Here is a 14586-nt window from a genome sequence, read left to right as displayed (position 1 = left end):
TCGATAAACGAGGCCAGCATCACCATTGTATTACCCACCTTATACGGGGCCGGGTCGATGGCGCAGGGCTTCTTGCTCTCTTTGGAACACAGGTAGTACTCGCTGGCGCGCACGCCGGTGGCGAGGATGTTCTGGTCGTTGACGTCGGCGAGTTTATCCAGGCCCAGGCTGCCATCAGCGTTGCGGTACCACCACGGCAGAAAACGGCCGTCGGCGGCCATGCCGACAATCGGCGTGTTTGCGTAGGCGGCGTCGTTGTGGTCGATCGCATTGGGCTCCCAGCCGATATAGGCGCCGAGGATTTTCGGGTTGCGCACCACGGTCTCGTGCAGCAGGTTGATCAGTTGTTCGCGGCCGACCTGCAGCGCCGGTTCGCCTTTGGCGTCTTTCATGCCGAGCAGGGCGTTGGCGGTGGCCAGGCCTTTGGCGGTCACCAGGGGTGCTTCCAATTCGCGCTGGATCAGCGTGGCCTGGGTTTGCGCCAATGCCGTGAGGCGCTGCTCGATGGCCTGCTCGAACTGCGCCTGGGTGCGGTCCTGCACCAGTTCCTGGGTGCGCGCCCCGGCAAACACGGCGTAGAGCACCAACACGGCAACCACACTCAGCACGATGGCGCCGGTCAGTGCTGCGACAGAAAACTGAATCGACTTGAATTTCATGAAGGCTCCGGGCGCAGGGGCATATGGGCTGCCTTCTTGTATCGGCCGCGGGCTCGGGAGGCTTAAGGCTGGGCCTGTGAAAGAGTGCCGGATGTCGCAAATGGGCTGTTCGCCGCCGTTGTGGGTGTGTGGGATGTATCTGAAAGTTAGCGGTTACACGTCTTGTGTCTCTGGCGCAGATACACGCGACCGCCTAGGATACGCGCCATGTATTCAGGGAGCGTGTTCATGAAGAAGTCATTGGCGGTAAGTGGGGTGTTTGCGGCGATGCTGCTGGCGGGTTGCCAGTCGGTAAACACCACCAGCGGCGGCGCCGTTGGGGTGGAGCGCAAGCAGTACATGTTCAGCATGCTGTCGAGCCAGGAAGTCGACCAGATGTATGCCCAGTCCTATCAGCAAACGCTGGGTGAGGCGAGTGGCAAAGGCATGCTCGACAAGACCAGCGCCAACGCCAAGCGCGTGCAGGCGATTGCCAAGCGTCTGATCGCCCAGGCACCGACTTTCCGCCCGGATGCGGCGCAGTGGAAGTGGGAAGTGAACCTGATCAAAAGCGATGAGATGAACGCCAACTGCGGGCCTGGCGGCAAGATCTTTGTGTACAGCGCGTTGATCGACAACCTCAAACTCACCGATGACGAACTGGCTGCGGTGATGGGCCATGAAATCGCCCACGCCTTGCGCGAACACGGGCGTGAGGCCATGTCCAAGGCCTACGGCATCCAGATGGCGAAGCAGGGCGCGGGCGCCTTGTTTGGTTTGGGTCAGGACAGCCTGGCGTTGGCCGATACCGTGGCCAACTACGGCATGACCTTGCCCAACAGTCGCGCCAATGAAAACGAAGCGGACCTGATCGGTTTGGAGCTGTCGGCCCGGGCTGGTTATAACCCGAACGCCGCCATCACGTTGTGGAACAAGATGGCCAAGGCTTCGGAAGGCGCGCCACCGGAGTTCATGAGCACGCACCCGGCTTCCGACAGCCGAATCGCCTCGTTGCAGGCGGCGATTCCGAAGGTGATGCCGCTTTACCAGCAGGCCAAAAAGTCCTGATTGATCGTTCCCACGCTCTGCGTGGGAATGCCGCTCTGGACGCTCTGCGTCCGCTCTTAAAAGCGTGACGCAGAGCGTCACAGAATGCATTCCCACGCGGAGCGTGGGAATGATCAGGTCGGGCTAGATCCAGCCGCTGCTTTGCATGGCTTTGTACACCGCAACAATCGCCAGGATGAAAAACGCCGTAGCCGCCAGTCGACGAATCAAGGTCAACGGCAGTTTCTCCGCCGCGAAATTCCCCGCCAGAACCACCGGCACGTTGGCAATCAGCATGCCCAAGGTGGTGCCGATAATTACCAGCCACAGCTCAGGGTATTGCGCCGCCAGCATCACCGTGGCGATTTGCGTTTTGTCACCGATTTCTGCGAGGAAGAACGCAATCAGCGTGGTCAGGAACGGGCCGAACTTGCGCGTGGTACTGGCTTCGTCATCGTCGAGTTTGTCCGGCACCAAGGTCCATAGCGCCGTGGCACAGAAGCTCGCCGCGAGGATCCAGTGCAACACCGCATCCGAGAAGAAGCTGCCGAACCAGGCCCCAACGGCACCGGCGGCCGCATGGTTGGCCAGGGTCGCGGCGACGATGCCGGCGATGATCGGCCAGGGTTTGCGAAAGCGTGCGGCCAGGATGAGCGCGAGCAGCTGCGTCTTGTCGCCGATTTCGGCCAAGGCAACGATTGCGGTAGGAACGAGTAATGAATCCAGCATCAGGTAGGTTTCCAGGGGCGGGTCGACACGGCTATGACACGTACAGCCTTCCCGCCCCGGGTAAGGTGTGCGTGTCATAGGTCTTGTCAAACCCCGGTCCGTCTGTGCGGACTCCTGGGTCGCATACGCCATGGTCTGTTGACCAAGTATGTTGACGTATGCCGGACGAGCATGGCGCTCGTGGGAGACTACTCCCCTAGGACGGAGCGGATTCTGCCTAGGCAAAACCCATTCGGCAAGCCTTCTTTTTCAAAAAAACATCAGCCGCGTTTGGCACGATAAATGCGAAAACCATTGCCTTCGGCCTTGATTGCACACACGCCCAAGTGCTCTTCGATCAGCGGTTGGTACTTGAGGAAGCTGTTAGCGACCAAGCGCAGTTCGCCGCCTTTTGCCAGGTGTTTCGCCGCTTTTCGCAGCAAGTTTTCCGTAGCGAAATAATCCGTATGCACGCCGACATGGAACGGCGGGTTGCTCAAAATCGCGTTCAAACCCATCGGCGCTGCGTCGATACCGTCACCGGTCAATACCTCGGCTTCCAGGCCATTGGCCGCCAATGTGAGGCGACTGCTGGCCGCAGCAAAGGCATCCACGTCCAGCAGGGTTACCGTGTTATGCGGGTAGCGACGTTTGACCGCAGCTCCCAGTACACCGGCGCCGCAACCAAAGTCGAGCAGATGCCCGCTGGGCAACTTGTCCAGGTGCGCAAGCAGCAGCTCAGTGCCGCGATCCAAGCGGCCATGGCTGAACACGCCTGGCAGGCTCACCACCTTGAGCGGCCCTTCGGCCAATGGCACGTCGAACACTTGCGCCAGGCTTTCCAGCTCGACCGCTTGCGGGGCGTTGGCCACGGTGACTTGCCACAGCTGGCAATGCCGTGCGTTATCGAGTTTGCGCGGCTTGCCGAACGGGATCAGCTGCTTGGCGGCGCTTTCGATACCGCCTTTTTTCTCGCCGACCAGATACAACTCGGCGCCGGGCAGGCGCGCGGCCACGGCATTGAGCAGGTAGTCGGTGAGGTCCTTGGACTTAGGCAGGAAAATCACCGCCGCATCAAACCCTCGCTCGGGCACGTTCACGCCGAACTGGCTGCGCTCGGGGAAGCGCGCGTCGAGCGCCGCCTGGTCGCCGGCATGCCAGCTCCAGCCGTGGGCACTGGGCAGGCGGCCGAGCAAGTCGTCGGCGGGCAACCCTACCAGCAGCAGGTTGCCTTGAAAAAGTTCGGCCTGACGAAGCAGTACTTCACTGCGCGGATCCATGGTCTGCTCCTTGAAAAGGAGCGCAGTTTATCAACTGACGACGCGCAGCGGGGCGCCGCTGAAAAAGGTGCGGGCGTTTTCTGCCAATTGGCCGACGATGCGCTGCCGCGCTTCGCGACTGCCCCAGGCGTTGTGCGGCGTGACGATCAAGCGAGGAATATCACCGGCCAGCAGTGGGTTGCCATTCACTGGCGGTTCCACGCTCAGCACATCGGTGGCTGCGCCGCCCAGATGGCCGCTGCGCAAGGCGTCTGCCAGCGCCTGTTCGTTGATCAAGCCGCCGCGCGCGGTGTTGACGATAAACGCGCCAGGCTTGAGCAACGCCAGTTCGCGGGCGCCGATAAAGTCGCGGGTGTGTTCATTGAGCGGGCAGTGCAGGGTCAGCGCATCGACCTGCGCCAGCAGTTCGTCCAGCGGCACACGGTCGGCGCGGGCAGGTCGCCCGGGAATCGCGCCGAGCACCACGCGCATGCCAAACGCTTCGGCCAGGCGCGCCACAGCGCTGCCCAGTTCACCGTGGCCGAGCAGGCCAAGGGTTTTGCCTTGCAGCTCGACAATCGGGTAGTCCAGCAGGCAGAACTGCTTGGCCTCTTGCCATTTGCCGGCGGCGATATCCCGTTGATAGTCGTTCAAGCGTGTCGCCAGGTTGAGCAACAGCATGATCGTGTGCTGCGCCACCGACGGCGTGCCGTAACCCTGACAGTTGCTTACGGTAATGCCATGAGCGCGCGCGGCGGCGAGGTCAACGTTGTTGGTGCCGGTGGCCGATACCAGGATCAGCTTGAGTTCGGGGCAGGCCTGCAGGGTCTCGGCGTTGAGCGCGATCTTGTTGCTGATAGCCACTTGGGCGCCTTGCAGCCGTTCGATCACGTTCTGCGGCGTGGTGTGCGCGTACAGCTGCAGGTCGCTGAAGCTGTTGCGCAATGCGCTGAGGTCGAGGTCCCCCAGGTCCAGGGACGGGTGATCAAGGAAGACGGCGCGGCGATTGTTCGTCATCAACTGTACCTTTTGCGACAGGGTTCGAAGGCGTAATCTCCCGAGCCTATCAGATGAAATAATCAGTTACTTAATGGAGTGAGCATGTACGCCGCCGAGTTTTTGACCGTAGCCTTGATTCACTTGTTGGCGGTGGCCAGCCCCGGCCCGGATTTCGCTGTGGTGGTGCGCGAGAGTGTGACCCACGGCCGTCGCGCCGGGACCTGGACTGCGCTGGGTGTGGGCTCGGCGATTTTCCTGCACGTGGGGTACTCGTTGCTGGGCATTGGCTTGATCGTGTCGCAGTCCATCGTGCTGTTCAACGCGTTGAAATGGGCGGCGGCGGCGTACCTGCTGTACATCGGCTTCAAGGCCTTGCGCGCGCAACCGGCCAAGCCTGTTGCCGAGGGCGAGTTGCACCGTGAAGTGGGCGAACGCACCCCACGCGGGGCATTTACCGCAGGGTTTGTGACCAATGGCTTGAACCCCAAGGCCACGCTGTTCTTCTTGTCGCTGTTTACCGTGGTGATCAACCCGCACACGCCGCTGGCGATCCAGGCCGGTTACGGCCTGTACCTGGCGGTGGCGACGGCATTGTGGTTTTGCATGGTGGCTATGTTGTTCAGCCAGCAACGGGTGCGTGCTGGTTTTGCGCGGATGGGCCATTGGTTTGATCGGACGATGGGTGCGGTGTTGATTGCGATTGGCGTGAAGTTGGCCTTCACCAGCATGAAGTAAGCGAATTTCTTGAGTGACCACGGCTTAAAATGTGGGAGCGGGCTTGCTCGCGAATACGCAGTGTCAGTCACCGAATACCTAGGCTGATACACCGCCTTCGCGAGCAAGCCCGCTCGCACATTGGATCTCGGCTAGGCTCAAGTAATGGCGCAAAGCTAGCATTCACTGGCCTCTACAAATCATTCCTTTGGCTGATTTAGCTGACACATAAGCGCTCTACAGTGCAGGTCTTCAAGCCAAGACCGTGCAGTCAGATAAGGGATTAGTATGTTGCAGACCCGTGTTATTGCGCCCGCCGAAGGCGCTTACCAATACCCGCTGTTGATCAAACGCCTGTTGATGTCCGGGGCGCGCTACGAGAAGACCCGGGAAATCATCTACCGCGACAAACTGCGTTACACCTACCCGACCCTGATCGAGCGTGTTGCGCGCCTGGCCAATGTGCTGACTGAAGCCGGGGTCAAGGCCGGTGACACCGTCGCCGTGATGGACTGGGACAGCCACCGTTACCTGGAGTGCATGTTCGCCATCCCGATGATCGGCGCGGTCATCCACACCATCAATGTGCGTCTGTCGCCGGAACAAATCCTCTACACCATGAACCACGCCGAAGACCGCTTTGTGCTGGTCAACAGTGAGTTCGTGGGGCTTTACCAAGCTATCGCCGGGCAGTTGACCACGGTCGACAACACCCTGCTGCTCACCGACGGCGACTCGAAAACCGCCGAGCTGCCCAACCTGGTCGGCGAGTACGAAACCCTGCTGGCGGCCGCCAGCCCCAAATACGACTTCGAGGACTTCGACGAGCACTCCGTCGCCACCACTTTCTACACCACCGGCACCACCGGCAACCCCAAGGGTGTGTACTTCACCCACCGCCAGTTGGTGCTGCACACCATGGGTGTGGCGACCATCATGGGCAGTGTCGACAGCGTGCGTCTGTTGGGCACCAATGACGTGTACATGCCGATCACGCCGATGTTCCATGTGCACGCCTGGGGCCTGCCGTACGTGGCGACCATGCTCGGCTTGAAGCAGGTCTACCCCGGCCGCTACGACCCGGAATACCTGGTGGAGTTGTGGCGCAAGGAAAAGGTCACCTTCTCCCATTGCGTGCCGACCATCCTGCAAATGGTGCTCAATGCCAAGGCCGCCCAAGACGTGGATTTCGGCGGCTGGAAAATCGTCATCGGCGGCAGCGCGCTGAATCGCACGTTGTACGAAGCATCCAAAGCGCGGGGTATTCAACTGACCGCCGCGTACGGCATGTCCGAGACTGGGCCGCTGGTGTCCTGCGCCCACCTCAACGAAGAACTGGTGGCCGGCACCGAGGACGAGCGCACCACTTATCGCATCAAGGCCGGCGTGCCTGGTCCGTTGGTGGAGGCGGCGATTGTCGACAGCGAGGGCAACTTCCTGCCCGCTGACGGCGAGTCCCAAGGCGAGCTGGTGCTGCGTGCGCCGTGGCTGACCGAGGGCTATTACAACGAGCCGCATAAGGGCGCCGAGCTCTGGGAAGGCGGCTGGATGCACACCGGCGACGTGGCCACCCTCGATGCATTTGGCGTGATTGATATTCGTGACCGCATCAAGGACGTGATCAAGACCGGCGGCGAGTGGATCTCCTCCCTGGCCCTCGAAGACCTCGTCAGCCGTCACCCAGCGGTACGCGAAGTAGCGGTGGTGGGTATCGCCGACCCGCAGTGGGGCGAGCGCCCGTTTGCGCTGCTGGTGGTGCGTGATGGCCATGTGATAGGTGCCCGCGAGCTCAAGGAACACCTCAAGCCTTTTGTTGAGCTGGGCCATTTGAGCAAGTGGGCGATTCCAAGCCAGATCGCTGTTGTTACTGAAATTCCCAAGACCAGCGTAGGAAAACTCGACAAAAAACGTATCCGCATCGACATCATTGAATGGCAGGCCAACAACAGCACGTTCCTCTCTACCCTGTGAGGCCCCTCGCCGCGCCCGTCCGGGCGCGGCAATGCTCTATCTCGCGCCTTCACTTGTGATTTGCCAATTTTCAGCCATCCTTGCCTCGCCGGCCTTCGTCGGCGTGGCGAAAGGACTGTGGCAGACGGGTCGGTGATACAAATCACACTTTAGAGGGATCAAGCGGTACCCCCTGCTGGCTATAGTCCCTCTCAGAGTTTTTCAAGGATGTTGTGCTTCGAGCCATGGGGGCTCGGTTGCGGTTCGGCATTGGAATCGTTGTGTTCCGGCCGATACATGCATCCAGAAGACAAACTCACTGCCATAACAATAATGCACATGGAGTAGCGTCGATGACCTCAGTAAACCAGTTCTGGCGCCGGGCAAGACTGCCCTTGGCCGTCAGCCTCGCTTCTACGCTCGCCGGGCCCGCATTCGGCGTCAGTTTCAATATCGGTGAAATCGAAGGTAGCTTTGACTCATCCCTGTCGGTGGGGGCGAGCTGGTCGACTGCGGGTCGAAACAAGGACCTGATCGGCGTCAACAACGGTGGCAAGGGGTTGTCGCAAACCTCCGATGACGGCCACTTGAACTTTGACAAGGGTGATGCCTTCTCGAAGATCTTCAAAGGCATTCACGACCTTGAATTGAAATACGGCGACACCGGCATTTTTGTGCGTGGCAAGTACTGGTACGACTTCGCGCTGCAAAACGAAGACCTGGACTTCAAGAACGTCAGCAACAACAACCGTAAGGAGGGCGCCAAGTCCTCCGGCGGGCAGATCCTCGATGCCTTCATCTACCACAACTACACCATCGCCGATCAGCCGGGGAACGTGCGTTTCGGTAAGCAGGTGGTGAGTTGGGGTGAAAGTACGTTTATCGGTGGCGGTATCAACTCCATTAACCCGATAGACGTGTCCGCGTTCCGTCGCCCGGGGGCTGAAATCAAGGAAGGCCTGATTCCAGTCAACATGTTCTATGTGTCGCAAACGCTGACCGATAACCTGTCGGCGGAAGCGTTCTACCAATTGGAGTGGGACCAGACCGTTACCGACAACTGCGGCACCTTCTTCTCCCAGCCGGATGTGGTCTCCGACGGTTGCAGCGACAACCTGCGCTTGCTGGCCAAGCGCTCGACCATCGCTGCCACCGCGCCGGGGCGTGGGGCGCTCGCTCAATTCGCAGCGCGGGGTGTGGACACCAACGAAGAGGGCACGCTGGTGCGACGTGGCGGTGACCGCGATGCGCGTGACAGCGGCCAGTTTGGTGTGGCCATGCACTACAACTTCGAACCGCTGGACACCGAATTCGGTGCCTACTTCATGAATTACCACAGCCGTGCGCCGATTTTCAGTGCCACCGCGGCGCCTGCCTCCGCTTATGCGGTTGCACCCGCGTTCGGCACACTGGCTCCGGTGTTTATCGCGGGTAATTCCAAGTACTTTATCGAGTACCCGGAAGATATTCGTCTGTACGGCTTGAGCTTCTCCACCACATTGCCCACCGGTACGGCGTGGAGCGGTGAACTCAGCTATCGCCCTAACGCACCGGTACAGCTCAATACCACCGACATCCTTTATGCGGGTGTGAAAGACCTGGGCGGCGCCTTTTCGAACGCCTCCCTACTCAGCGGCGCCAAGGGCCAGGACCTGAACGGTTACCGTCGCAAGGAAATCACTCAGTTCCAGACCACACTGACGCACTTCTTCGATCAGGTGATGGGCGCCAGCCGTTTGACCCTCGTGGGTGAGGTGGGGGTGACACATGTGGGTGGGCTTGAAAGCAAAAACAAGGTTCGCTATGGCCGCGATCCAGTCTTCGGTCCTGGCGCTTTGCCGTCTACTGGCGGGCGTAACACCTGCGCGCAGATCCTCAACCCGTCCACCATCGGCGGCGCCGGCCCAGGCGCAGATGCCAGCAATGTCTCCAAATACTGCGACAACGATGGTTTCACCACGGCCACCTCCTGGGGCTACCGTGGTCGCGCCATCTGGGAATACCCGGACACGTTTGCCGGTGTAAACCTCAAGCCGAGCGTGGCCTGGTCCCACGACGTCAAAGGTTACTCGCCGGGCCCTGGCGGCAACTTCGAAGAAGGCCGCAAGGCTGTCAGCCTGGGTGTGGATGCCGAGTATCAAAACACCTATACCGTCGGCTTGAACTACACCAACTTCTTTGGCGGCAAGTTCAGCACCGTGGACGATCGTGACTTTATCGCCTTGAGCGCGGGCATGAACTTCTAAGCACACTCTCTTTAAAGCAGTCTGTTTTCAGGAAGAACCAGAACATGAAAATAACTAAAAGTCTGTTGCACGTGGGTGTGCTAGGGCTGTCGATCATGGCGGGTAGCGTCATGGCGGCAGTCTCGGCGGATGAAGCCGCCAAGCTGGGCACGACCCTGACCCCGATGGGCGCTGAAATGGCCGGTAACGCCGCCGGTACCATCCCGAAATGGTCGCCACTGCCCACCAATGCCGGTGCTGTGGATGCCCGGGGTTTCCTAGCTAACCCGTATGCCAGCGAACAACCGCAGTTCACCATCACCGCGCAAAACGTCGAGCAGTACAAAGACAAGCTGGCACCTGGGCAGTACGCGATGTTCAAGCGGTACCCGGACACCTTCAAGATGCCGGTCTACCCGACTCATCGCGGCGCCACGGTGCCGGCTGACGTGTTCGCCGCGATCAAGAAGAACGCCACCAACACCAACCTGGTGTCCGGCGGCAACGGCCTGGAAAACTTCGAAACCGCGATTCCATTCCCCATCCCGAAAAGTGGTGTGGAAGTTATCTGGAACCACATCACCCGTTATCGCGGTGGCAGCGTGACTCGCTTGGTAACCCAGGCCACGCCGCAAACCAACGGCTCGTTCAGCCTGGTGTACTTTCGCGACCAGTTCGTGTTCCGCGACAAGATGAAGGACTACGACCCGAAAAACCCGGGCAACGTATTGTTCTACTTCAAGCAGCAAGTGACCGCGCCGGCACGTCTGGCCGGTGGTGTGCTGCTGGTGCACGAAACGCTGGACCAGGTCAAAGAGCCACGTTCGGCGTGGGTCTACAACGCCGGCCAACGCCGTGTGCGGCGGGCGCCGCAAGTGTCCTATGACGGGCCGGGCACGGCGGCCGACGGCCTGCGCACGTCCGACAACCTCGACATGTACAACGGTGCACCGGACCGCTACGACTGGAAGCTGGAAGGCAAGAAAGAAATCTACATCGCCTCCAACAGCTACAAGATCGACGACCCGAAGCTCAAGTACGCCGACATCATCAAGGCCGGCCACATCAACCAGGACCTCGCCCGCTACGAGCTGCGCCGCGTCTGGCACGTAGTCGCCACCCTGAAGGAAGGCCAGCGCCACATCTACGCCAAGCGTGACTTCTTCATCGACGAAGACACCTGGCAAGCGGCGGTGATCGACCACTACGACGGCCGCGGCCAACTGTGGCGCGTCGCCGAAGCGCATGCCGAGAACTACTACGACAAGCAAGTGCCGTGGTACGCCATCGAAACCCTCTACGACCTGCAGTCCGGCCGCTACCTGGCCTTGGGCATGAAGAACGAAGAGAAACAGGCGTATGACTTCGGCTTCACCGCCACCACCAGCGACTTCACCCCAGCAGCCTTGCGCCAGGATGGTGTTCGCTAAGCCGCACTCGCTCGACAATGTGGGAGCTGCCTTGCACAAGGAAGCTCCCACATTTTTTGTCGCAGTTCTTTTTCAGTCAAATGTTGCAAAGATCTACAAACCTGCCGCTTTTACCGCTAGTCTGCGGACATCTGCAATGCCGACAACAGCCTTCTACAAGAGCCCGGCGATGACTGATCTGTCCCGAATCCAAGGGCCTGCAAGTGCGGTAATTCCAACCTTGGAAGCGCGCTTCTACAGGCCACCGTTGCCTGACGGCTATGTGCTGCGCCCGCGCCTGTGCGAACGGCTGAGTGCGGGGCTTGCGGGGCGATTGTTATTGGTCAGTGCCCCGGCCGGGTTCGGCAAGAGTTCGTTGGCGGTGGAGTTCTGCCAGAGTTTGCCGGCGCATTGGCAAAGCTTGTGGCTGGGCCTGAGCCCACGCGATGGCGACCCCGGCCGTTTCCTCGAGCGCCTGCTCGACGGCTTGCAACACTACTTCCCGCAACTCGGCGCCCAATCCCTGGGCCTGCTGAAAATGCGCCAGCGTCACCAACCCTTTGCCTTTGAAGAATGGCTCGACGGCCTGCTCGATGAGTTGACGCTGCACCTGTCCACGCGCGCGCCGCTATTGTTGGTGCTGGATGACTACCACCTGGCCCAGGGACCGGTGCTGGATCGCTGCCTGCAGTTTTTCCTCAACCATTTGCCGGATGGGCTGGTGGTCATGGTCACCAGCCGTCAGCGTCCGGACTGGCATCTGGCGCGGCTGCGGCTGTCGCGGCACCTGCTGGAGTTGCACGAACAAGACCTGCGCCTGACCCATGACGAATCGCTGGCTGTGCTGGATCGACACAGCAGTTCGTTGCGCGGCGAGGCGCTGGACAACCTGATCCGGCGCAGTGAAGGGTGGGTGGCCGGCCTGCGTTTCTGGCTGTTGGCCGTGTCCGAAGCGGGCAATGAAAGTGCGTTGCCGCAAAGTTTGCACGGTGGCGAAGGGCTGATTCGTGATTACCTGCTCGAAGAGGTTATCGACTGCCTGCCGGTTGAAGTTCAAGCGTTCCTGTACGACACCGCGCCCCAGGATCGTTTTTGCAGTCAATTGTGCGACGCCGTGCGCGAGGCTCACGACAGCGCCGAGATCCTGCGGTATCTGTTGGCCCATCAAGTATTTCTGGTGCCGCTGGATGAACAAGGCCACTGGTACCGTTATCACCACCTGTTTTCCGACCTGCTGCGCACCCGCCGCGCCAGCAACGCTACTTTGCCGATTGCCAGCCTGCACCTGCGGGCCTGCCGCTGGTTCAACGCCCAGGGGTTGATCGACGAAGCCGTGGAGCAGGCGTTGCGCGCCGGCCACCTCGATGTGGCCGCCAACTTGGTGCAGAACCTGTCGGAGGAGCAACTGCTGGCCGAACAGAATGTCGGCATGCTGCTGCGCTGGAAGATGGACCTGCCCGACAGTCTGCTGATCAGCACGCCGCGTTTGATCGTGCTGTACAGCTGGGCCTTGGGGCTGGCCTGCCAGTTGGATGCAGCCGAAGAGTTGTCCGGTTACCTCAGCCGCTTCCTGCCGGCGCCGTCGGCCACTGCGCAAAAATCGATGTTGGCCCAATGGCTGGCGCTGAGCGGGATCATCGCCCGTGGGCGCGGCGACCGCGAGTTGACCCAGCGTTATTGCAGCGAGGCGTTGGAAAGCCTGCCGCACAAACGCTACGGCCAGCGCCTGATGTGCCTGTCGACCCTGTCCAACCTGGCCATCGTCGATGCCGACCTGTGGCGCGCCCGTGGTTTGAATCGCGAATCGCTGGAGCTGGCGCAACGCGTCGGCAACCCGTTGTTTGAAGCCCTGGCCCATTACGACCGCGCGCGAGTGTTGCAGGCGCGCGGCGAAATCCTTCGCTCGCTGGACGAAGTGCGCCAGGGCCTGCAACGCCTGCACGGCCTTGCGCCTCAGCGGCTCTACGCCGTGCGCGCACGGTTGTCGCTCTACGAAGGCTACTTGCTGTTGGTGCGTTATCAGCCCGAAGCCGGCCTGGCGCGTTTGCGTGCCGGCCTCAGCGAGGCCCGCGCCTGTCGGGATATCAGTGTGCTGATCGGGCATTGCGTGATTGCCAACTTCGAAGGGCGGCGCGGTGATTTTGCCAGGGCCTTTGCCGAACTTGCCGAGGCCGAGCGCTTGATGCACATCTGGGACGTGCCGCCGATCTACTACCTGGCGATGATCACCCTGATCAAATGCGAATTGTGGTTGGCTCAAGGCCGTACCGACCTCGCCGATGCCTGGTTGACGCGTCTGGGGCAGACCTATAATGGCGAGCACGCCGCTGCGGCGCCGGAGTTCCACCCACATTTGCCGCAACACATCGGGCTGCAACAGGCGGCGTTGGATGCGATTCGCCATCAACCGGCTGCGGCCCTGCAACGCCTCGAAGAGCTGGCGCAGCAGGCACACAACAGCGGGCGCCAGATGATTGCGCTGATGGCCCTGACACAGCAGGCGCACCTATTGCTGGCGTGTGGCCAGGAAGCCAAGGCGCGGCCAATCATGGCCCAGGCGCTTGAGGCGGGCGCTGGCGGCGCGCTGCAACCGTTCCAGCGCTTGCTGGAAAGCTACCCGGACTGGATGCGCGAGCAACTGGGCAAAGACCCGCAGGGTGTGTTGAGCCAGAGCCTGTTGGCGCTGCTGCCGGTGGTGGCCGCCGTCGAGACCTCGCCCACGCACGAAACCCTCAGCACCCGCGAGCTGGCGGTGCTGCAACTGATCGCCCAAGGCTGCTCAAACCAGGAGATCAGCAATCAGTTGTTCATCTCCCTGCACACGGTGAAAACCCACGCCAGCCACATCAACAGCAAGCTGGGCGTGGAGCGCCGCACCCAGGCGGTGGCGCGGGCCAAGACGATGGGCTTGCTGGCCTGATAGCCGATCTGCTTTCCTGTGGGCGCTGGCTTGCCTGGGATGGCATCAACGCTGCGTGCCTGATGTCTCCAATCGTCCGTATCGCAGCATAGGTATCTACACATCTTTTTATGGGTTGAATGCTTTGGTTGTCGCGGGGGCGCTGGGTACATATCCGTTATTTGGGTAACGGCGGCTATGGGTTCCGCTCTTACAGCGGGTCACTTTTGAAAGAGCGCAAAAGTAACCAAAACGCTCTTGCCCCACCACTCGGCACCTCGCTTAGGCTCGGTGTGCCCTCACGCAGGCTTTGGACCGTGGGCCGCCGCGATGGGCCATCCTTGGCCCATCGCGGCTAACCCGGCGTCCTGCCGGGTTACCCCCGCTCCAAAGCCTGCGTTCGGCCAGCGTGGTTTAACGGGGCGCCTAAGATCAAAACAGATCAAAAGCAAGAGCACGGCGGCCTAGTAGCCGACCTGAGTGGTTAAATCAAAAGCAAAGCAGAGGCGGCCTGACAGCCGACCTGATATTTGAAACTGAACTCAATCTAATGTGGGAGATTCTATGGTTGAGGGGAAGCCTCCAAAACCGCTTTTGACTGGTATTCGCTCTGATTTTTCATGAGTGAAAACGCAATACGTGCCAGCTTGCGGGCGATGATGACCAGGGCCTGAGTCGTTTTCAGGCCCCTGGCCAGGTAACCTTCATACAGCGGCTTCCAAGCTTTTGACCTGATGC

10 protein-coding genes, 1 pseudogene and 1 riboswitch are annotated in these 14586 nt (G+C 60.7%); of the genes and pseudogenes, 6 read left to right on the top strand and 5 right to left on the bottom strand.

All coding sequences use genetic code 11. The features are described from left to right. A partial coding sequence (locus tag E0F99_RS24745; RefSeq protein WP_207303098.1) for a cache domain-containing protein occupies positions 1–659 on the bottom strand: 659 nt, incomplete at its 3' end. Between the two features lie 228 nt (positions 660–887). Between E0F99_RS24745 and E0F99_RS24740 the strand changes: the two genes are divergently transcribed. Then, on the top strand, positions 888–1706 hold the full coding sequence (locus E0F99_RS24740) for a M48 family metallopeptidase (RefSeq protein ID WP_083360100.1): 819 nt from the start codon (positions 888–890) through the stop codon (positions 1704–1706). A 123-nt stretch (positions 1707–1829) separates the two neighbouring features. On the opposite strand, the gene E0F99_RS24730 is transcribed toward E0F99_RS24740, so the two are convergent. From E0F99_RS24730 to E0F99_RS24720, 3 genes are all read right to left on the bottom strand, one after another. Then, positions 1830–2414: a TMEM165/GDT1 family protein gene (locus E0F99_RS24730; RefSeq protein WP_004372026.1), complete on the bottom strand. Its 585-nt coding sequence runs from the start codon at positions 2412–2414 to the stop codon at positions 1830–1832. An 88-nt stretch (positions 2415–2502) separates the two neighbouring features. Further along, positions 2503–2624: riboswitch (yybP-ykoY riboswitch) on the bottom strand. 50 nt (positions 2625–2674) lie between these two features. Then, the gene (locus E0F99_RS24725) at positions 2675–3673 is read right to left on the bottom strand and encodes a class I SAM-dependent methyltransferase (protein WP_083360099.1); all 999 of its coding nucleotides are present in this window, start codon (positions 3671–3673) and stop codon (positions 2675–2677) included. A gap of 30 nt (positions 3674–3703) precedes the next feature. Further along, positions 3704–4669 carry a 2-hydroxyacid dehydrogenase gene (locus tag E0F99_RS24720; protein WP_083360098.1) on the bottom strand — a complete coding sequence of 322 codons (966 nt, stop codon included), beginning with the start codon at positions 4667–4669 and terminating at the stop codon, positions 3704–3706. Between the two features lie 84 nt (positions 4670–4753). Here E0F99_RS24720 and E0F99_RS24715 point away from each other — a divergent pair, with 84 nt between their 5' ends. The 5 genes from E0F99_RS24715 to E0F99_RS24695 all read left to right on the top strand — a co-directional run bounded on the left by E0F99_RS24715 (position 4754) and on the right by E0F99_RS24695 (position 13869). After that, positions 4754–5386, top strand: coding sequence for a LysE family translocator (locus E0F99_RS24715; protein ID WP_083360097.1), 633 nt, complete (start codon positions 4754–4756; stop codon positions 5384–5386). Between the two features lie 267 nt (positions 5387–5653). Continuing rightward, positions 5654–7336, top strand: a complete 1683-nt coding sequence (locus E0F99_RS24710) for a fatty acid--CoA ligase (protein WP_083360096.1) — start codon at positions 5654–5656, stop codon at positions 7334–7336. A 332-nt stretch (positions 7337–7668) separates the two neighbouring features. Beyond that, positions 7669–9561 carry a DUF1302 domain-containing protein gene (locus E0F99_RS24705; RefSeq protein WP_083360095.1) on the top strand — a complete coding sequence of 631 codons (1893 nt, stop codon included), beginning with the start codon at positions 7669–7671 and terminating at the stop codon, positions 9559–9561. A 44-nt stretch (positions 9562–9605) separates the two neighbouring features. Beyond that, positions 9606–10970, top strand: a complete 1365-nt coding sequence (locus E0F99_RS24700; RefSeq protein ID WP_083360094.1) for a DUF1329 domain-containing protein — start codon at positions 9606–9608, stop codon at positions 10968–10970. 169 nt (positions 10971–11139) lie between these two features. Next, on the top strand, positions 11140–13869 hold the full coding sequence (locus E0F99_RS24695) for a winged helix-turn-helix domain-containing protein (RefSeq protein ID WP_083360093.1): 2730 nt from the start codon (positions 11140–11142) through the stop codon (positions 13867–13869). 541 nt (positions 13870–14410) lie between these two features. Here the strand turns inward: E0F99_RS24695 and E0F99_RS30625 are convergent. Beyond that, a pseudogene (locus E0F99_RS30625) lies at positions 14411–14586 on the bottom strand (IS110 family transposase); the annotation flags it as partial.

The organism is Pseudomonas antarctica (assembly GCF_900624995.1).
In the GTDB taxonomy this organism is placed as follows: Bacteria; Pseudomonadota; Gammaproteobacteria; order Pseudomonadales; family Pseudomonadaceae; genus Aquipseudomonas; species Aquipseudomonas antarctica.
Note: the sequence above shows the minus strand (reverse complement) of the source record. Positions and strands in the feature narration are given on the sequence as shown.